The organism is Ectobacillus soli (assembly GCF_042610425.1).
In the GTDB taxonomy this organism is placed as follows: Bacteria; Bacillota; Bacilli; order Bacillales; family Bacillaceae_G; genus Ectobacillus.
Genome location: NZ_JBGJZM010000005.1, coordinates 63,149 through 84,475, shown reverse-complemented (window position 1 = coordinate 84,475; position 21,327 = coordinate 63,149). Strand labels below are relative to the sequence as shown.

The 21,327-nt window shown below is 38.7% G+C and carries 16 protein-coding genes; 12 read left to right on the top strand and 4 right to left on the bottom strand.

Translation table 11 applies throughout. The features are described from left to right. Positions 1-22 precede the first annotated feature (22 nt). Positions 23-502: a DinB family protein gene (locus tag ACAN53_RS16875; RefSeq protein WP_379971325.1), complete on the top strand. Its 480-nt coding sequence runs from the start codon at positions 23-25 to the stop codon at positions 500-502. A 65-nt stretch (positions 503-567) separates the two neighbouring features. On the opposite strand, the gene ACAN53_RS16870 is transcribed toward ACAN53_RS16875, so the two are convergent. Beyond that, positions 568-702, bottom strand: coding sequence for a hypothetical protein (locus ACAN53_RS16870; protein WP_379971324.1), 135 nt, complete (start codon positions 700-702; stop codon positions 568-570). Positions 703-1,018: 316 nt separating this feature from the next. Here ACAN53_RS16870 and brnQ point away from each other — a divergent pair, with 316 nt between their 5' ends. From brnQ to ACAN53_RS16835, 7 genes are all read left to right on the top strand, one after another. Further along, entirely contained in the window at positions 1,019-2,365 is a 1,347-nt protein-coding gene (gene brnQ / locus ACAN53_RS16865; protein WP_379971323.1) for a branched-chain amino acid transport system II carrier protein, read from the top strand. 372 nt (positions 2,366-2,737) lie between these two features. Continuing rightward, positions 2,738-4,615 (top strand): molecular chaperone HtpG, encoded by a 1,878-nt coding sequence (gene htpG, locus ACAN53_RS16860; protein WP_379971321.1) that lies wholly within the window; start codon positions 2,738-2,740, stop codon positions 4,613-4,615. A 270-nt stretch (positions 4,616-4,885) separates the two neighbouring features. Then, complete coding sequence (locus ACAN53_RS16855) at positions 4,886-5,581, top strand: hypothetical protein (protein ID WP_379971320.1); 696 nt, start codon at positions 4,886-4,888, stop codon at positions 5,579-5,581. A 44-nt stretch (positions 5,582-5,625) separates the two neighbouring features. Further along, entirely contained in the window at positions 5,626-8,439 is a 2,814-nt protein-coding gene (locus ACAN53_RS16850; protein ID WP_379971319.1) for an EAL domain-containing protein, read from the top strand. A 19-nt stretch (positions 8,440-8,458) separates the two neighbouring features. Then, on the top strand, positions 8,459-10,090 hold the full coding sequence (locus ACAN53_RS16845) for a thiamine pyrophosphate-binding protein (protein WP_379971318.1): 1,632 nt from the start codon (positions 8,459-8,461) through the stop codon (positions 10,088-10,090). 145 nt (positions 10,091-10,235) lie between these two features. Continuing rightward, the gene (locus ACAN53_RS16840; RefSeq protein ID WP_379971317.1) at positions 10,236-10,706 is read left to right on the top strand and encodes an RpiB/LacA/LacB family sugar-phosphate isomerase; all 471 of its coding nucleotides are present in this window, start codon (positions 10,236-10,238) and stop codon (positions 10,704-10,706) included. A 323-nt stretch (positions 10,707-11,029) separates the two neighbouring features. Next, positions 11,030-11,863: a YitT family protein gene (locus ACAN53_RS16835; RefSeq protein WP_379971316.1), complete on the top strand. Its 834-nt coding sequence runs from the start codon at positions 11,030-11,032 to the stop codon at positions 11,861-11,863. A 28-nt stretch (positions 11,864-11,891) separates the two neighbouring features. On the opposite strand, the gene ACAN53_RS16830 is transcribed toward ACAN53_RS16835, so the two are convergent. Next, positions 11,892-12,704 (bottom strand): GNAT family N-acetyltransferase, encoded by an 813-nt coding sequence (locus tag ACAN53_RS16830; protein WP_379971315.1) that lies wholly within the window; start codon positions 12,702-12,704, stop codon positions 11,892-11,894. 400 nt (positions 12,705-13,104) lie between these two features. Here ACAN53_RS16830 and ACAN53_RS16825 point away from each other — a divergent pair, with 400 nt between their 5' ends. The 4 genes from ACAN53_RS16825 to ACAN53_RS16810 all read left to right on the top strand — a co-directional run bounded on the left by ACAN53_RS16825 (position 13,105) and on the right by ACAN53_RS16810 (position 18,578). Further along, the gene (locus ACAN53_RS16825) at positions 13,105-14,490 is read left to right on the top strand and encodes a putrescine aminotransferase (RefSeq protein WP_379971314.1); all 1,386 of its coding nucleotides are present in this window, start codon (positions 13,105-13,107) and stop codon (positions 14,488-14,490) included. 107 nt (positions 14,491-14,597) lie between these two features. Beyond that, a complete protein-coding gene (locus tag ACAN53_RS16820; protein WP_379971313.1) occupies positions 14,598-15,974 on the top strand; it encodes an APC family permease in 1,377 nt (458 codons plus the stop codon). A gap of 30 nt (positions 15,975-16,004) precedes the next feature. After that, a complete protein-coding gene (locus ACAN53_RS16815) occupies positions 16,005-17,495 on the top strand; it encodes an aldehyde dehydrogenase family protein (protein ID WP_379971312.1) in 1,491 nt (496 codons plus the stop codon). A gap of 462 nt (positions 17,496-17,957) precedes the next feature. Then, complete coding sequence (locus ACAN53_RS16810) at positions 17,958-18,578, top strand: LysE family translocator (RefSeq protein ID WP_379971311.1); 621 nt, start codon at positions 17,958-17,960, stop codon at positions 18,576-18,578. Between the two features lie 436 nt (positions 18,579-19,014). Here the strand turns inward: ACAN53_RS16810 and mnmH are convergent, their stop codons facing one another. Further along, complete coding sequence (mnmH, locus tag ACAN53_RS16805) at positions 19,015-20,052, bottom strand: tRNA 2-selenouridine(34) synthase MnmH (RefSeq protein ID WP_379971355.1); 1,038 nt, start codon at positions 20,050-20,052, stop codon at positions 19,015-19,017. Positions 20,053-20,074: 22 nt separating this feature from the next. After that, positions 20,075-21,124 (bottom strand): selenide, water dikinase SelD, encoded by a 1,050-nt coding sequence (selD, locus tag ACAN53_RS16800; protein WP_379971310.1) that lies wholly within the window; start codon positions 21,122-21,124, stop codon positions 20,075-20,077. Positions 21,125-21,327: the final 203 nt, after the last annotated feature.

The window sequence follows — 21,327 nt, the reverse complement described above, 5'->3', positions numbered from 1 at the left end:
TGAATTCTGGGGAGGAAGAAGAATGAGTCACTATATTTTCAAGCAATTACAATTTGTACGTAAGAATACGATTCGTAGTGTGGAAAACTTGTATGAGGAAGCATCGCTATATATACCACAAGGGTTTAATAACAATATCAAATGGAATCTTGGACATATTTATGTTGTGCAAGAAAGGTTTGCCTTTCATTTCACAGGGGAAAAAATGAATATGCCAGATCATTTCATGAAACAATTTGGCCCAGGCTCAAAGCCGACAGATTGGGATGAACAGGTGCCGACTCTTCGGCAATTGATTGCATTGCTTCAAGATCAAATAGTTAGAATAGAACAAGTATTAGAACCACGTATTACAGAAGCGGTCAAGGAGCCGTACACAACTTCATCTGGGATAACTCTTTCATCTGTAGCAGAATTTCTAAGCTTTAGCATGTATCATGAAGGCATGCATTTTGATGCGATTAAATCAATCAAACGTTTGATTGAACATGATGCATTATAATATAGCCCAATAATCTAAAGAAGATGAGCGTTCACACCACTGGTTTAGTGGTGTTTTTTCTTTGGTTATAAACATATTTCTTTTAATCCAGCAAGTATCAAAAATTGCTCTAGTAATTCTCCACCGTATTCATGTTCTTTCACGGTTTTGTACAATAGTTTTATATCAAATCCATCCTTTTGAAGTTGCTCGGCTTGCATGCTCAAACATTATGAAATGCTGGAATCAGGAAAACGCTTGGTTTTGCGTGAACGTACTTATTTCAACTCGTATTCTTTTTGATTTTTGAACAGAAAAATTGATTCCGATTTCCTAAAAGTAAATATACTTTTTTTTATGAATATTTATAATTTATTGAATTAATAAACATATAGATAAGACATTTTAGCCAGCTAAAGTTTATGCTATAATCTACAATTAATTGTATTTTAATCGCTAAATACATCATTTTGTCGATCTCATTCTACCTAAAAAAAGTGTTGCTTTTAGGCAAATAAAAAAGAAGGAGTTTTAATTTTGCAAAAGAACAATTATTACTTAACGTATGTAATTGTCGGCACCATGCTATTCGGTATGTTTTTTGGTGCTGGTAATTTGATATTCCCCATTCAATTGGGCCAGCTTGCAGGTAATCATTTTTGGTTAGCTCTAATTGGCTTTCTTACGACGGCAATCGGTCTGCCGCTTATTGGGATTATCGCTATCGGACTGTCTGGCAGCAACGGTCTGAAAGATATCGCTAGCCGTGTCCATCCAATCTTTGGGATTTCTTTTTCCATTTGCTTATATTTAATTATCGGACCTTTATTTGCTTTACCAAGAACGGCTACGGTTCCATTTGCAGTGGGTATTCAACCTTATGTTAGTCAGTCCATGCAAACGCCCATGCTTGCTATTTTTAGTTTCGTATTCTTTGCTGCAGTTTACTATTTCTCTCGTAATCCAGCAAAAGCTATGGATTACATCGGAAAATATTTAACACCTATCTTCTTATTTTTTCTATTCTTATTAATTATTATTTCGTTTATCAAACCAATGGGTACTTTCAATAATGCGCAAAGCACTTATGTTACACAGCCATTTACAACAGGTTTTAAAGAAGGCTATAACACCATGGATGCACTAGCTTCACTTGCCTTTGGGATTATCGTTATTAACGCGATTAAGCAGCGCGGTATTACGGATGCTAAAAAGATAGCTGATGTTACATGGAAGTCAGGACTCTTTGCTATGGGACTGATGACGGTGATTTATGGCTGCATCGCCTATATGGGCGGGACGAGTGTGAACCAAGTCGGATTACTTGAGAATGGCGGCCTTATATTTGGCGCTGTATCTCATCACTATTTTGGCACGTTTGGCGGTCTTTTGCTTGCATTAATTATCGTGTTAGCTTGTATTAAAACAAGTATCGGACTTGTCACTTCATGCAGCACCTTCTTCAATGAAGTGTTCCCAAAGGTAAGCTATAAAACTTTTGTTTTCATTATGAGTTTTATTTCGTTCATCATCGCAAATGTGGGTCTAACGAATATCGTGAAATTAGCTGTTCCTGTTTTAATGATTGTCTATCCAATAGCCATTGTGCTTATCTTGCTAACACTGTTTGCCGATCTATTCAAAAGCAATTCCGCAGTTTATTTTTCAACTGTAGCTTTAACATTAATTATTAGCTTAATAGATGGCTACAATGCATTAATAACCATGATGCCAGGTACACAAAATGTTGTTTTTGACGGCATTGCAAAGTTTTACTCCAATATTCTTCCATTTTATGATTTAGGATTAGGATGGCTTGTTCCAGCCGCTATCGGCACCCTTATCGGACTGGTCTTCTATCGCTTTAAATATAAAGTGTCTTAAGCTTCATCACACTTCGGTATATTATAGGCAGGACTTAAAAGAGCCTTTTCTATTAACGTAGACAAGGCTCCTTTTTGCTTTTTCTTTCCAGGTAATATATGGTCTCGGTAAAACACTTGTTGCAATTGGAACAAGAAAGTAACTTTGCAAAAGAAGGTATTCCAGATAGCCAATCAGAATGAAGAAATAATATAATGTAATTAGTAATCCATGAATAGGTCTTAATAGATCCATGGGTTTTACTAAGCCCTCCTTTTAAAACTGGTATGCATTGACATATCCTTCACGATATGTTATTAAAATAGAGTTAGCACTCTATCGAACCGAGTGCTAAGAAATTGTAACGATTCCTAATTTGAGAGGAGATTCATAATGGAGAAAAAACAGTTTCAAACGGAGTCCAAACGAATTCTTGACATGATGATTCATTCGATTTATTCGCAAAAAGAAATTTTCTTACGCGAACTAATTTCCAATTCTAGTGACGCAATCGACAAAATTTATTACAAAGCATTGAGCGATGAACAACTAAGCTTCAATCAGGAAGATTATTACATAAAGGTAGTTCCAAATAAGGAAAATAGAACGTTAACACTAATCGATACAGGTATAGGAATGACAAAGGAAGAACTTGAAACAAACCTTGGTGTCATTGCGAAGAGCGGCTCACTTTCATTCAAGGCGGAAACGGAATTGAAAGACGGCTATGATATTATTGGTCAGTTCGGCGTGGGTTTCTATGCCTCATTTATGGTAGCTGATGTAGTGACGGTAAAGAGTAAGGCACTCGGTAGTAGTGAAGCTTATAAATGGGAATCGGAAGGTGCAGATGGCTATACCATTGAACTGTGTGATAAGGAAGCAGTAGGTACAGAAATTACTTTGAAGCTAAAAGAAAATATAGAAGATGAGAACTATGATGAATATCTAGAAGAATATCGTCTGAAAGCAATTATAAAGAAATACTCTGATTTCATCCGCTACCCAATTAAAATGGATGTCACTGAAAGCAAATTAAAAGAAGAAAGCGAAAGCGAGTACGAATCTGTACAAGAAGAACAAACGATTAACAGCATGGTGCCAATCTGGAGAAAGAATAAAAGCGAGCTCACTAACGAAGATTATGAAAACTTCTATGTGGAAAAACGTTATGGCTTTGATAAACCACTGAAGCATATTCATGTCAAAGTAGACGGTGCAGTGCGCTACAATTCGATTCTTTTCATTCCGGAAAACATTCCGTTTGATTATTATTCAAAGGAATTTGAAAAGGGACTTGAACTCTATTCTAACGGCGTATTAATTATGGAAAAATGTGCGGATCTACTTCCAGATTACTATAGCTTCGTTAAAGGGATGGTAGATTCAGAAGACTTATCACTTAACATTTCACGCGAAATCCTACAGCATGATAAACAGCTAAAATTAATTGGTAAAAACATAAAGAGCAAAATAACAAGCCAATTAAAAGGTATGCTAAAGGATGATCGTGAAAAGTATGAAGTATTCTATAAGTCCTTCGGTAGACAATTGAAATACGGAGTGTATAGTGATTTCGGTGCAAATAAAGATGTACTTCAAGACCTAGTTATGTTCTACTCTTCAAAAGAGAAGAAAATGGTAACGTTAGACGAATACGTTTCTAGAATGCCAGAAGAGCAAAAGTATATCTACTATGCTTCTGGTGAATCTTACGACCGAATCGAAAAAATGCCACAAACAGAATTAGTATCTGATAAAGGGTATGAAATTCTCTACTTTACTGAGGATATTGATGAATTCGCAATCAAAACACTTATGACTTATAAGGAGAAAGAATTCAAATCCGTATCTAGCAGTGATCTAGGTATTGAGTCAGAAGAACAAAAACAGACAGATGATGAAGAAAGTGAAAACAAAGAAATCTTTGCAGCGATGAAGGATATCTTATCTGGCAAAGTAAAAGATGTACGGGCATCGAAGAGATTAAAAACACATCCGGTTTGCTTCTCTACGGACGGTGAGCTTACGATTGAAATGGAAAAAGTACTGCAATCTATGCCAAATAACGAAAACGTAAAAGCGGACAAGATTTTAGAAATCAATGTAAATCATGAAGTGTTCCATTCCTTACAAGATTCGTTTGAACAGGATAAAGATAAATTAGCATTATTTACGAATTTATTGTACAGCCAAGCACTACTCATTGAGGGATTATCCATTGAAGATCCAGTAGAGTTTACGAATGATATTTGTAAGCTAATGGTGTAATGATTAGGAATGAAAAAGATTGCCTTTGATGGCAATCTTTTTTTATTACAATATTGTTTCGTCTATTTTCTTACGATATGATGTCAGTAAGGAGCGTACGATCTTCGATAACTTAACATTATAGTAATAATATTTTACTTTCATTTTTATAATTACTAAAAGTAAAATAGAATATATGTTTCTAGATAGAAAGTGTTTATTTATACTACTAGTTATTGCAACCAATCACACAACTAAACCTAGCATTCAACGTAGAAGGGAAGAATATTTTTGACACAACTCGTTTATGCAAATCCGGAGTATGAAACTAATGAAGTGGATCATTTGAGTAAGGTAGAGAAGATGGACACTCTGCTTACGGAACGTACTAAAGTTTCAGGTAAAGTGATTCGAGAAATAGTAGATAACTTGTTTGCTATTCATTTAGAAAAAGTTGTATCTCCGCAGAAAGAGGACTATCCAGCGTATTTAATGAACGTAATTGAGAATGGTTCTTCTGTAGGAAACATCTACGCTGTAAGCGACTTAAGTAAGACGGAAATTATGGATCTATTTTTGGAGGTAAACCAGGATTTAACAGGTTCAGAAATACGCAAAGTTATCAATGATATTTATGGTGTGAATTTAGATGGCATATCTTTGTTAGCAAACGCTCGCATTTCCTTGTTTTCTAAAGGTCAATGGATACTAAAAAACGATTATGATTTACTAACTGTTTTTACCGATGTTGGAGACGGGTTAGTGGAAATTTATCCTACAGCGTATTTTACGGAGCAGATGGGACGCTTTGGATTACCTGAGTTGATTCAGGAAGCATTAGCAGAACTAGGCTTTATGTATGATGAAGAAACAGGTAAATCTTCCTATACTACGGCTATGGGTGAACCGGTTGCCGATTCCTTTAAAGGTCAAACGATGGGATTAGTTGTGACCCTATTGCAGAAGCATTATGCTCATTTATTCTAATTGCCTTTTTGTGATGATAGATACAGGCAAGAAAGGGGGTTACTATGCCAGAAAACGCACGTTTTTCCAAGCTTGCTAAGATTACAGAGCTTATTAATTCGAAATTAGATTTGTATGAAGCGTTGGGACATGTAGTTACAGCAATTTCGGAAGAGGTTGTGCAATGTGATTCGGTAGGAATTTATCTTCAGCAAGGAGACGGTTCCTTTCGAGGGTATGTTGGCAAACCGGAAACGATTAACGGTATGACATTGGATCAGCACGTGATTCATCCAGATAGTGATATGCTTCTAAGAGAAATCATTCGAACAAAGAAAGGCATTTACATTCCGAATACAGAATTAGATAAACGGCCCGATGCAAGGCCGGTTGAGAATTTTCGTATTAAGTCTCTATTTGCGATGCCGATTATTTATGAAGAAGAGATTTTTGGCGCTGTGTTTTTGTTTAATTACGACCAATTTTTAAATTTAACAAAGAATGAAATCGAATCCATCGAAGCGTATGTAAATATGGCAGCAGTCGCTATACGAAATACGAATTTATTCTCAAAAAAACAAGCTCTTCTTGCTGAAAAGCAAATCTTACTGGATGCAATACGGGAGTTTTCTCTATGTTTAACCAGTCAGAAAGTATTTGAAGTATGTTTTCACTATGTTGGAGAAGTATTGCAGAATAAAAATATCGGGGTTCATATTGTTGATCATTTTGAGGGTAAGATATCACCTACAGGATTGAGTGCAGAAAGTGATTGGGATGAAGAACAGTGGAAGAAGGATCATGAGAAGTTAAATGCGGATTTTAAGAATGACCCTGTTTTTGTTGAAGTGCTACAAACGAAGAAGCCAATTATTATTCCAAATGTGGAATTAGATCCAAGGCCAAATCGAAAAATCATTGAGAATTTCAATATACACGGGATGTATATTTTTCCGCTTATTGCAACTGGCGAAGTAGTAGGGGCAATTGCAGCTGTGAGTTTATATGAACCACATAGCTATGAAGAATATGAAATTCAGCTTGCACAGTCCATTGTTGATGCATCTGGAACTGCATTAGCCAATATACTACGCAGGGAAAATTTAGAGGAAATTGTGGCAAAACGAACTGAAGAAATTCGAGAAAAGAATGTAATGCTAGAATCAGTAGTCGCACAAATTCAGCATTTAAGTAAGCAAAACGAATTGATTTTAAACTCCGCGGGTGAGGGTATTTATGGTATGGATGGAAACCATATCATTACATTTTGCAATCCGAAGGCGGCAGAAATGCTCGGGTTGACGATAGATAAGGTCGTGGGTAAGCCTTATGAAGCGGTTATTCAACATTTGCGTGGAAACTTAAACAAGTATTCTTTTCAGGAGTCGCCTCTTTATACGGCTTTAACAGAAGGAACTGTCCAGCAACGAAATGATGAATACTATTGCAGAACAAATGGGGCTATATTCCCAATTGAATATGTAAGTACACCAATTCGAGAAGAGGAAGAGATTGTTGGGATTGTCGTTACGTTTAAGGATATCACCGAACGAAAGATTCTAGAGCAACGAATTCATCATCAGGCTTACTTTGATTCGATTACACAGCTTCCAAATCGATTTTCCTTGAATCAAAAAATTAAAGCGACGATGCAAAAGGCAAAGGAGCAGAAAAGCTCTATAGCTGTTATGTTCCTTGACTTAGACCGGTTTAAGCTCATTAATGATACGTTAGGGCATAGCATGGGGGATAAAATGCTCGAGCAGGTGGCAAACCGATTGCTAGGTTGTATGCACAAACGAGCTACATTAGGCCGGTTAAGCGGCGATGAGTTTCTGATATTAATTGAGGATGTAATAGGATCATCTGAACTATCTATCCTTTCCGAGACCATTTTGAAAGCGTTCCGAGATCCAATTACCATTGAAGAACAGGATTTGTTTACAACCATAAGTATCGGGGTTAGTTTATATCCAACTGATGCCGATGAAGTAGAAATGCTGATTGCTCGTGCTGATGCAGCGATGTACCGTTCCAAGGAGAATGGTGGAAATTGCTATCATTTCTATTCTCCTGTCATGAATAAGGAAAGTAAGGAACGGGCGGAGCTATTAAATAGTCTTCATACGGCGTTAGAGCGTGGAGAGTTAGAAGTGTATTATCAGCCGAAAGTAGACTTATGCAAACGGAAAATTATCGGCACCGAGGCATTGCTAAGATGGAACAATCCGCAATTAGGGTTTATCTCTCCAGCTAGGTTTATTCCATTGGCTGAAGAGTCGGGCTTAATCTTATCCATTGGGGAGTATGTTTTACGCGAGGCCTGTGCGCAAAATAAAATATGGCAAGAGCTCGGATTTGAACAGCTTAGCATTGCTGTGAATGTATCTACGAGACAGTTTTATCAATCGAACATCAGTATGATTATAGGGAATATACTCGCAGAAACCAAGTTAAGTCCGCAGCATTTAGAGATTGAGATTACGGAAAGTGTAGTCTTACAAAGCTCTGCCATTGAAAAAATGCACAAATTAAAAAAGCTTGGTATTACAATTGCAATCGATGACTTTGGAACAGGTTATTCTTCTTTGCGGTATTTGAAAGATTTTCCAATTGATAATTTAAAAATTGACCAGTCCTTTGTTCGTAATTGCAAGGTTGATCCCAAAATTAAAGCGATTACCTCAACAGTCATTGATTTGGCGCATCAATTAGATTTAATTGTGACTGCCGAGGGAGTCGAGACAGAGGAAGAGCTTGTTTACTTGCAATCTAAGGCATGTAATCAAATACAGGGTTATTTTTTTAGTAAGCCACTGCCAGCAAAAGACCTAACAAATCTACTATTATCTCATACACTAGATCCAGCAATTATTTAACTACACTAGGAGGATAACAATGAAAGCAGTCAGACCGGTACTTGATTATTTAGCAAATGGCGGGGTGGAATATATATTTGGTATTCCAGCAGGCTCCGTGAACGCTTTTTTTGATGAATTGTACACAATCCCGAGCATGACACCGATTGTAGCGAAGCATGAAGGGGCTGCCTCTTATATGGCAGCTAGCTACGCAAAGTATTCAGGCAATTTATCGGTTTGTATTGCGAGCAGTGGCCCTGGAAGTACCAATTTAGTGACGGGTGCAGCCAATGCAATGCGGGAACAGCTTCCCATCTTATTTTTAACCGGAGCTGTTCCTACGACTACAGTTGGTTTAAATGCTTCGCAAGAGTTAAATGCAGAACCTATCTATGCACCGGTAACAAAATACAGTGTGACCGTTCAGAAAGCAGAGGATTTACTAACGGAAGTAGCAAAGGCGGTAGAAATCGCCCTTTCTGGTGTACCAGGTCCGGTACATGTTGCGATGCCAATTAATTTGCAGCTTGAACAAATTGAATCGGCTATCATACCGCAATTCCCGGTTCGCAAAAAGCTTGTTCCGAGAGCTGAAGAAATCGCAGAGCTTGCAAATCAGCTTCTGGCTCGCAAAGGAATTCTTTTCATCGGACAAGGAGCACGTCATGCTGTTCCTGAATTTCTGCAGGTAGCAGAGTTGCTACAATATCCGATTGTCACAACCCCGCAAGCAAAGGGCTTGCTGCCAGAATCCTATCCATTGTATAAAGGAATTTATGGATTTGCTGGTCACGAGCAAGCTTCCTCCCTTATTCATGGGGAAGCAAATGATTTACTTGTTGTGATCGGCTCTAGCCTAGGAGAAACAGCAACAAATAACTATAATACAAAGCTAACAGAAAATAGATATGTCGTTCAAATTGATCATGATCGTGACATATTCGGAAGAAAGTATGCGGTTGATATGCCAATTTTAGGAGATGTGAGAGAAACACTTCGCATGCTTATTGATGAATTAGAAGCACGCGGAATGAGTGCTTCCGTAGATGAAAACATGTATGAAATTACATATGAGGTTACAGAGGAATATAATACGCAAAATGTATTGTTAGCAGTGCAAAAGCAAATGCCTGTTTCGATGCGATACAACGTAGATATTGGAGAGTTCATGTCCTATGTCATCCATTATATGAAGGTGCCTTCTTATCAGTCATTTGATCTTAATGTTCACTTCGGGGCAATGGGAACGGCAATTGGGACTGCGATAGGAATGAGCTTAGCGGATCAATCTAGACCGATTGCTTGTATCACAGGAGATGGATGCTTCTTTATGCATGGTATGGAGCTCTTAACTGCAAAGGAATATAATCTTCCTATTTTATTTATCGTCATGAACAATGCGAGACTAGGCATGGTGTATCACGGACATGCCTTGCAATACAAACGGGTTCATGAAAGATTTGAGCAACAGCCTGTTTCAATTGCAGCGATGGCAGCCGCAATGGGTGTACCGAGCTATCAGATTACGGCAATGGAAGACATTCAAGAAACCGAAATTCAATATTTACTAAAGCAGCAAGGTCCGGCTTTACTTGAAATTTCCCTTGTAGATAACAACGTACCACCAATGGGAGATCGGGTTAAGTTTTTGTCTTCGTTTGGAAAATAACAAGTAACAGAGGAATGGATAATCATGCTATTCCTCTATTTTTACCTAGAAAAGTCATGTAATTTTCATACGAATAATTAATAAGAATGACTCCAGTATGTAAAAATAGATGAAGGATACATCACTACATATTGGAGGTACTTCTATGAAAATTGCGATGGCAAGTGATCATGCAGGTAGAGATTTGAAAGAGGAAGTAAAGGAATTATTAGTAAAACAAGGTCATGAAGTTGTAGACTTTGGTACAAATAGTAAAGAGGCATGTGATTTATCAGACTATATTTATCCCGCATCCTTAGCTGTTGCAAAACAAGAGGTAGAACGAGGTATTTTTATTGATGGCGTTGGGTATGGAAGTGCCCTTATTGCAAACCGGATTTATGGTGTTACAGCAGCTGTTTGCCAAGACCCGTTCTGCGCAAAATTAGCAAGGGAGCATACAAATAGCAATGTGCTATGCATCGGCGGAAAAATCATTGGTTCGGCGATAGCTCTTGAAATCGTGAATGTATGGATGAATACAGATTTTATGGGAGAAGTCGAAAAATATGCGAGACGTGTAAAAAAAGTAGAGGATATTACGGAAAAGCATCTTAAAAAATTATCTGAGCTGTAAATAAAGAAGACGTTTGCTTTTACAAGCAAACGTCTTTCGCGTATTGAGGCGCTTGAACCACACGCCACATTCGTGTGTGCCAAAAGAGGCATGTTCAGCGACTTACACAACTCAGCTCATCGCTAGGCTATTATAGTACAAATTCGTAGCAAAAAGCAATTATTTTTTATTTCCATATGTGTTGACAAGCATACTTTGACATACTATATTCATTCTGTTAGCTAGAATGGTTTATTGATAATTTGAATAATGATGATGTATAAGAGGTGTCTCGTCTTGAAAGAGAGCTCTTTTTTTATTGCATTTTTTAAGGAGGTATTCGCTTGGATAAACGTGTGTGGAAGGATTTATTTTTTATTTTAGTAGGATCATTTTGTTTTGCATTAGGAATTAATATGTTTGTCATTCCAATTAATCTTGGGGAAGGCGGGGTCACTGGACTTTCCATTATTTTCTATTACTTGTTTCATATATCGCCAAGTATTAGTACTCTTGTATTAAATGCTATTTTACTAGTAATTGGATATAAATTTCTAGATGCAAAAACGACCTATTATACGATCGTAGCGGTAGTTGCCAATTCATTCTTTTTACATGTTACAGCAGGATGGGCGGTTCCATTACATGAGCAATTAATTGGTGTTGTCTTTGCGGGTGTCATAATGGGGTTTGGGATTGGACTTGTGTTACGTGTGGGTGGCACAACAGCCGGCTCTGTTATATTAGCTAGAATTGCAAATAAATATTTGGACTGGAATGTTAGCTATGCATTATTATTCTTCGATTTAATCGTTGTCGTCTTCACGTATTTCGTAATTGGCGCAGAGAAGTTAATGTTTACGGTTGCGATGCTGTATATTGGAACGAAAGTGATGGACTATGTTATTGAAGGGATTAACACGAAGAAAGCAGTGACGATTATTTCTGAGAGTAAAGATGAAATTGCTACTGAAATTAATACGACACTAGAGAGAGGGGTAACGATATTAAATGGTCGCGGAAATTATACAAAGGAATCAAAGGAAATTCTTTATGCTGTCATTAATAAACAAGAGTTACTTCGATTAAAGAAAATTATTAGAAGAATTGATCCGCAAGCCTTTGTGATTGTCCATGATGTTCGGGATGTATTTGGAAAAGGGTTTATGGATATTTAAGGAGGTCAGACAAAGCGTCTGACCTTTTTTAGTAATAACGATAGTAATCCTGAGATTGAATAATGCGAAATCCGCAAGATGTATACAATTCTATTGCGCCTTCGTTTGTCATCTCTACCTCTAGAAAAAGACTATGGGTACGCCAAGCTTGTATGATTGCTTTTAAAGCGTTTCTACCGATTCCTCTTCCTTGATATTCTGGAAAAACAGCGAACCCGTAAATCCAAGCCTCATTATTGTGATGATTGATACGTATTTTTCCTACTGGTTGTTTGTTCTTTTCAATTATATAAAATATCTGTGTACTTTCCTGTTTGATTCGTTGATTATAATCAATGGCTTCTTCTTCTGAAAATCCAAAGCAGTGCACATCTAGTAACGCTTCTATGTCAAAATCATTCGGAAGTGCTTGTCTTAGCGTAATGCCCTCCACTTCACCTAGCTCTGTCTCAACCCATTTCATTTGAAGCTCAGAAAATATATAATCACAACCTACATGATGTAAAAATGCCTTGGCAGACATAGAGGAGGATGGTGCATTCAACAGAACCTGGCTAAAGTTCCGTTCTTCGATGAATGCCTGCGCCTTTTGGAACATGGAGGTAAAAATTCCTCTTTTTCGATAATTTGGCTTTACCATTCCGCACAATTCTACGTTATTCCCAAAGATGTATAGACCGATAAATCCGACTAGTTCTTCTTGTTCAAAATGAAGGAAGGTAGTTGTATTTTCAGCAGGGGAGGTAAGCATATCCCAGTTTAGTTTTAAGCGAATCCATTCCTCTTGTTCACACACCATTTGCATATCGTGAATCGCATCAATTTGTTGTGTAGATAGCATGCCTTGGTCTCCTTCGCTATTTTTTATCTGTTCGCGGCAAAGCTGACAAGTACTTGTTATAAATGTAAAGAAACTTAAGTAAGTAAAATACAATGTAAGAAAATGTAACAAATATTCTGACAATGGGAAAAACCAAATAGTATAATTCTCATTAATTACTAATTAGTGGTTCCGTAGATAAATTATCTCATATACCATCTATCTTTACATAATAGGAAGAGTATATAAATCGTAAACATAATCTGTTTATATACATACAGCGCATTTAAGGGAGGCGATATTCACAAAAAATAGACACCTAACTACATGAAGAATAAGGAGGTCTGATAGATTTATTCATGCGAGGAATAGGTGGAGAACGTAGTTTATATTTTTGTGAATAGGAAAAGAGTCTTTAATTATGAAAGGTGATACTATGCAGAAGTCAAAAGAAGACGTGTTAAAGTCGGCGGGAGAAATACTTACACTTATTGAAAAAACAACGTTAAATGAGCAAGAGCAGCAACAGATTATTCAGGATTCTGTATACAATTTTAATACATTTGTGAATGAGGCGATATTGAAGCACCGCAAATCCGTTTCTAGTGATTCCTCGGTTGTGGAATGGGAAGGACAAGGTGCTGTGTTTCGTGATACGAAAGGTGATGAGTATTTAGATTGCTTAGGTGGGTACGGAGTGTTCTTGCTAGGACATCGACATCCACAAGTAGTGGAAGCAGTTCAGGCACAACTAGGACGTTATGCTCTTCATAGTCAAGAACTGGTCGATCCGCTTAGAGGGTATTTATCAAAGTTACTTGCAGACATCACACCTGGGGATTTACAGATGTCTTACTTAGTTAACTGCGGAACAGAAGCGAATGAAATGGCATTAAAGTTGGCCCGCCTATCAACGGGGAAAAAACACTTTATTTCTACTATTAATGGATTCCACGGAAAAACGCTTGGTTCACTTTCTGCTTCAGGGAAGGCACTGTTCCGGGAACCGTATATGCCACTGTTGCAGGGATTTACCCATGTTGCATATGGGGATGCTGATAGCACTGAGCAAGCAATCCGTAATTTAATTCAAGTCGGAGAAACGGTAGCGGGTATTATTGTGGAACCTGTTCAAGGTGAAGGGGGAGTAAATGTTCCGCCTGCTGATTATTTTCCACGGTTACGAGAAATATGTGATCGTTATGAATGTTTGTTAATTGTAGATGAGGTACAAACAGGTATGGGTCGTACGGGTAAGCTATTTGGAATCGAGCATTACGATGTTGTACCGGATATTATGACCCTTGGCAAGGCGCTTGGCGGAGGCGTAATGCCTATAGCAGCTATGGTAGCTAAGAAAAAGCTGTGGGCTAAAATGGAGGAGAATCCATTCCTTCTTGGTTCTTCTACATTTGGGGGGAATCCACTTTGCTGTTCAGCGGCTATTGCTGGAATTAAAACGATTCTCGAAGATGATATTCCGGGGCAAGCGAGCGAGAAGGGCGCATATATAGTCGGTCATTTAATGGAAATGCAAACGAAATATCCAGAGATTTTAAAGGAAGTTCGCGGACTAGGGTTATTAATTGGAATGGAATTTACATCCAATAAACTTGGATACGATATAGCGAAACGATTGTTTGACGAGAAAATTCTTGTGAGCGGAACGATAAATAATGCAACAGTTATCCGAATTGAACCGCCAGCTGTCATCTCTTATGAACAAATTGATAGATTGCTAGAAACGTTGAATCGTAGTTTTGCATCACTTGCCAAGGAATATAAGGAATTGCAAACGCAGTTATGATGGTCGTGTATCAATAATTAACTGAATTTTTAGAAAATAATTGCTGATTATTTGAGATAAAGGCTTGGCCTAGAAAAATTTGATTGGTACATGAGGAGGAATGATATATGGAAAATGGCGTGACATTAAAACGGTCTCTCGGATTGTGGGCAGTGGTGGTTCTTGGGTTAGGTTACTTAACACCTGCGGTAGTATTTGATACGTTTGGAATTGTATCCGGAGATACGAATGGTCACGTCCCGACTGCGTATATAATCGCACTTGTCGCTATGTTATTTACAGCGTTTAGTTATGGGAAAATGGTTCGTGTTTACCCAACATCTGGATCAGCATACACCTATGCGCAGCGGACAATGGGTCCCCGAATCGGTTTCTTTGTTGGTTGGCTATCGCTTCTTGATTATCTCTTGTTACCGATGGTAAATGTCTTGCTAGGTAAAATATATTTAGAAGCAATTTTCCCAAATATTCCTTCCTGGATATGGGTTATCGCATTTGTTTTATTCTTTTCAATTGTAAATATGACTAGTCTTAACACAACTGCAAACCTAAGTAAACTCTTTGTCTTGTATCAAGTCCTAATTATTGGAACCTTTATTGTTCTTGCGATTATGGAGCTTAAAAAAGGGATGGGATATGGACAAGTATTCACACCTGCACCATTTTTCTCAGGAGATATGAATCTATCATCTCTAGTTACCGGGGCTACTGTTTTATGCTTTTCTTTTTTAGGATTTGATGCAATCACAACGTATTCCGAAGAAACTGACAATCCGAAGCGAACGATTCCGTTAGCCATCTTTCTAACAGCTATTATCGGAGGGGTAATTTTTATCGTTAGTTCTTATTTTGCTCAGGCGATTTATCCAAATGTGAGTGTGTTTCAAAACCCAGATGCTACAGCGCCGGAAATCGCTTTATATGTAGGTGGGAAAATATTTCAGTTGATCTTTTTATCGAGTTCTTTCGTTGGTGTCATTGCATCTGGCCTTGCCTCTCAGGCAAGTGTATCTCGTTTACTTTATGTAATGGGAAGAGACGGTGTACTGCCAAAGAAAACATTCGGTTATGTTCATCCAAAGTGGAGAACACCTGTTTTTAACATTGGAATGGTAGGGGTGATTTCCAGTTCTGCGATTTTCTTTAATCTTGAAACTGCAACAGCTTTTATTAATTTCGGTTCGTTAATCGCCTTTTCCTTTGTGAACCTGTCTGTTATTGCTCATTATGCAGTTAAGAACAAACAGGTAAAAACGATGAAAGATATATTTAATAACATTGTGCTTCCGTTGATTGGCTTCTCCTTTGTGTTTGTGCTTTGGCTTAATATTGAACCAACGTCCTTTATTCTAGGATTAAGCTGGGCGGCCATTGGCACTGTATACGTATTATTTATAACAAAGGTTTTCAAAGTGAATTTGAAAAATTTAATTTTCGATCAGAATGAGCAGGTTCTACCCATTTTGAATGAGGTAGCAAAATAGAGGAGCTAGGTTGAGAAACGGGGGATATGTATGCAAAAACAACAAGTAGGGAAAATGTACATTAACGGAGAATGGGTGTTTGGCTCTAAAGGGGATACAAGACCTGTTGTGAACCCAGCTACAGAAGAAGTGATTAGTTATGTGACGGAAGGTACGATTTATGATGCCAAGTGGGCCGTTGCCTGTGCAAGACGTGCCTTTGATAACCAAGCTGAATGGGGTTCGAGTCATGCTAGAGATCGTGCCCATTTGCTTCACCAGTTAGCGAATCTTCTAGAAGCAGACAGGGAAGAGTTTGCGAAGATTGAGACATTAAATGGCGGGAAAACGATGCGAGAAGCGGATTATGATGTGAGCGATGCTGTGAATCAGTTGCGTTATTTCGCAGGTTTAGCAGCTGCCCCTCATGGACAAACCTATGATGTACCAGAGGATATGCAAGCAATGGTAGTACGCGAGCCAGTCGGTGTTGTTGCACAAATTATTCCGTGGAATTATCCGCTCGTAATGGCTACGCAAAAGCTTGCACCGGCTATAGCTGCAGGATGCACGATTGTCATTAAACCGGCAGAACAAACTCCGCTATCACTGATTCGGCTCTTTTCCTTAATCGATCAGCTGGATTTTCCGCCAGGTGTCATTAATATGGTGTTAGGAGCCGGTGAGACAGTTGGAGCAGAATTATCTAGAAATCCGCTTGTAGATATGGTTGCCTTTACAGGCGGAACATCAACAGGAATTGCGATTATGAAGGCAGCGGCAGATACTGTGAAGAAAGTAGGACTTGAGCTAGGCGGGAAATCACCTAATATTGTGTTTCATGATGCTGATTTTGACGTTGCGGTGGATCATGCTCTCTATGCTATTTTTGCTAATCAAGGCCAAGTTTGTTCAGCAGGCTCTAGATTGTTGCTTGATAAGAAAATATACGATTCGTTTGTAACTGAGCTTGTGGACCGTGCAAAAGCGATTGTTGTTGGACCAGGGACGGATCCTGCGAGTGAAATGGGTCCGCTTATTTCTAAGGAACAGCTGAACCGAGTTCTTGGTTATATTGAACTAGGTAAGGAAGAAGGAGCAACTGTCTTATGCGGGGGTAAACGAATGGAAGGAGCCGGTTATTTCGTCGAGCCCACTATTTTCACGGATACCACACGAGACATGCGGATTGTACAAGAAGAAATCTTTGGTCCTGTGCTAGTGATTCAAACATTTGAAACCGAAGAAGAAGCCATTGCACTTGCCAACGGTACGAAATATGGTTTGGCTGGGGCTGTGTTCACTTCGGATGTAGCGAAAGCACACCGTGTGATTAAACGATTACGTGCTGGAATCACATGGATTAATACGTATCATTATACGTATAATGAAGCACCGTGGGGTGGCTATAAGCAAAGTGGAATTGGTAGAGAACTAGGAACGTATGGATACGACGAATACTTAGAAACGAAGCAAGTGAACGTTAACTTACACGTAGCTCCGACAGAATGGTTTGCAAAAAAGGAATTAGAAAAGAAATAAGAAGAAGTTGTTGGAATGGGGAGGCCACTGAAACTTTGTTTCAGTGGCCTCTAGTTTTGTTAAATAGTAAGTTACACCTAACCAGCTGAAAAAGTACGTTTCTAACTACTTTCAAATAATTGTAAATTTATATACCAGACTAATTCATATTCTATTCCTTTATGTATAAGATAAATGTTTATATTACATTTTATTTATAGTATTTTTAATAAAAATATCTTTATATCGAAGGTGATATAGTTTGGATTCAGTTGATTTGAAAATTATTGAAATTTTAATGAAACTTGCAAGAGTTACATGGCCGATTTAGCAACTGAACTTGGCTTATCTGCTCCGACGATAGCGGATCGGGTTCAAAAAAGGTGTTATTAAAACGAGAACAACTATTGTGATGGATACATACAAGGAGACCCATCAGGTTCCGCTTTATGTAAAAGAATCTGAATAATAAGAGGTGTACAAATGGATGTAAACTTGTTATTTAAAGGGCTATTGCTGGGGTTTGTAATCGCCGCACCGGTTGGACCAATCGGGGTTCTTTGTATTCGTAGGTCACTTGCGCAAGGGAAACTTTACGGATTTGTCTCGGGACTTGGGGCTGCAACGGCGGATGCGATGTATGGAAGCATTGCAGGATTTGGTTTATCCTTTATCACTACCTTCCTCATCGATCAAAAACTATGGTTTCAATTGATTGGTGGATGTTTTCTATGTTATTTAGGTGTGAGCACTCTTAGAAGCAGACCTGCTGAACATGCGGCACAAGCGAAGGGAGATGGCTTGTTGCAAGCATACACCACGACGTTGTTTTTAACGGTAACGAACCCAATGACGATTCTTTTCTTCATAAGTGTGTTTGCAGGGCTTGGAATGTCTACAATGGAACATTCTTCGTTTTCAGCATTTATGTTAGTAGCGGGTGTATTTGTCGGGTCCGCGTTATGGTGGCTTCTGTTAAGCACAGGGGTAGGATTATTTAAAAATAAAATGAACCTAAAATCGTTGATCTGGATTAATTGGATTTCTGGTTTAATACTTTTGGGATTTGGCTTGTTCGGTTTGTATGTAGGCTTGTTGCTGTAAATATATGCATAACCCCCGGGATTCATAAATAGTGAGGAGATTCGTCTGGAACAAGGGGAACCGGATGAAGATATGATCGGAAGAACGACGGATATGATCCGAAACAAAGGAAATACGATCCGAAATTGATAGGATATGATCCAAGGTATGGAGATTCAGCTGGAACAAGGGGAACCGGACGAAGATATGATCGGAAGAACAACGGATATGATCCGAAACAAAGGAAATACGATCCGAAATTGATAGGATATGATCCAAGGCATGGGGATTCGGCTAGAACAAGGGGAACCGGACGAAGATATGATCGGAAGAACGACGGATATGATCCAAAACAAAGGAAATACAATCCGAAATTGATAGGATATGATCCGAAATGAAAAGGAGGAAAAATCAAAGAGGCCACTGAAAAACGTAACGTATTTCAGTGGCCTCAATTTTATACATGCTGCTTTTGCAAGATTTCTCGAACTTTCAAGAAAGCTTCTTCTGTATTTTGCGCTTGAATATGAATTCTGCGATTTTCTGGATATTGTTTAATCGTATATTCATACCGAGGATCATAGTAGTTTTCAAGTAATAACTCCACAGCGGAAGCAAAATCGCCGGCTAGTAAGTCTGCCTGAATTTGTGCTGCAATCGGGGTATGAATACGACTTTTGATTTTTTGGAATACGTCTATGCATTGCTGTTGGTATTCCCAAGGACGATAGTCTTCTAGAATGTTGCGAACTCTCTCTTTCGTCGGTAATTCAATAAATAACTCTTTTCCTTGTTCTTTCTTCTCCATGATAAAATGGGGAAGTACGACTTTTCCGACGCGCTGACTCTCTGCTTCCATCAATACATATGGTGCTTGCTGAAGGGGAAGCAAGGTTTCGAAAAGAAGAGAATCAAATGACTTCTGGTTGTGCGGTGTAAGGCCAATTTGTCCAAAGATGCTACCTCTATGATTTGCCATTCCTTCAAAATCGAGAACAGGATAGCCCTCGCTTAACAGTTTTCGCAGAATAATGGTTTTTCCAGATCCAGTGAACCCGTTCACTACATAAGCAGGAGGTTCTAAATGAAAATGCTCTAACGCGTCTACAACATATCTACGATACGCACGAAACCCGCCTTTAATCCGGTATGTGTGAATGCCCATAAGATCTAAAACCGTCGAGGATGTTTTACTACGCATACCGCCGCGCCAGCAAAAGACTACTTTCTCTGCTTCGATTTCGTGAAAGGACTGCACGAATGCAGGTAGTTTGGCGGAAGCAATCTCAAGACCTCGCTGCTTCGCCAGCTGAACGCTTTCTTGCGTATAAATAGTACCAACCTCTGCCCGTTCTGCATCATCAAAAAGCGGTATATTGATGCTACCGGGAATCGTCGCATTTTTAAATTCAGAAGGGGATCTTACATCAATGAAAACAAGATCCTTCTTATTTCGTAATTCAAGTACTTCTTCGATTTCCATGTCATGGAACAACGCAATCATTCCCTCTCTTGTCCTACTTCACAATAATTTGTCCAGGGTGCTCGGCAACAACTTCTCCAATTAAGCTTGCTTCTACACCTCGGTTAATAAGGTCAGCTAATAATGTGTCTGCTTCATCGCCTGCTACAGATATGAGCAAGCCTCCTGAAGTCACTGCGTCACAAAGAATCCATTGATCGATTTGATCGAGGTTTTGTGGGAAAGTAATCGAGTCCTTCACGTGAGCAAAATTATTTTTCGTACCACCTGGTATATGCTTTTGCTCAGCTAATTCTCTGACTCGCGGTAATACAGGTACTTGATCCTTCACAATATGAATACCAACGCCGCTTCCTTTGGCCATTTCTGTTGCATGTCCAAGAAGACCAAAACCCGTTACATCGGTGCAGGCATGAACATTGTACGGCTTCATTGTTTCTGCAGCCGTTTTGTTTAAGGTTGTCATAACCTTCGTAACACGGTCAATTTCTTCGTTTGTTAAGGCTTCGTGCTTAATCGAAGTAGTCATAATACCAACGCCAATCGGCTTTGTGAGAATAAGCTTGTCACCGGGTTTTGCACCTGCATTTGTCCGTACCTTTTTGGGATCAATGAGGCCGGTAACAGCCATCCCAAATTTCGGTTCTTTATCGTCAATGGAGTGACCTCCAACAAGGGTTGCGCCTGCTTCTTTCAATTTATCCGCTGCACCGCGTAGGATATCAGCAAGAATTTGTTTGTCTACGGTATCAATTGGAAACGCAACAATGTTAAGGGCAGTGAGCGGTGTTCCGCCCATCGCATAAATATCACTAATGGCATTCGCAGCTGCAACCTGTCCAAATGAATACGGGTCGTTCACAATCGGTGTAAAGAAATCAACCGTTTGTACGAGTGCAAGGTCATCATTGATTTGATACACACCAGCATCATCGCTTGTATCAAGTCCTACAAGTAAATTTGGATTTGCTATGGACTTTGGAAGGGTACGCATGACTTCTGCTAAATCAGACGGACCAATTTTGCAGCCGCAGCCCCCTTTTGATGATAGAGATGTAAGTTTAATGGGTTCAGAATGTGTCATAGGACACCAGCCTTTCTAGATTAGATCTTCTTTCATTATAAAACATAATGATTAATAAAACATATTTCACCGAATCTATGTATGTGGGGACTACCGTTATATTATTTTTGTAATTGGAACAACAATGGAAAATGTAGTTAGTTGTTCATCCGATGTAACCGAAAGTGTTACTATTAGACGAGATATAGCTAATTTTTGGACTG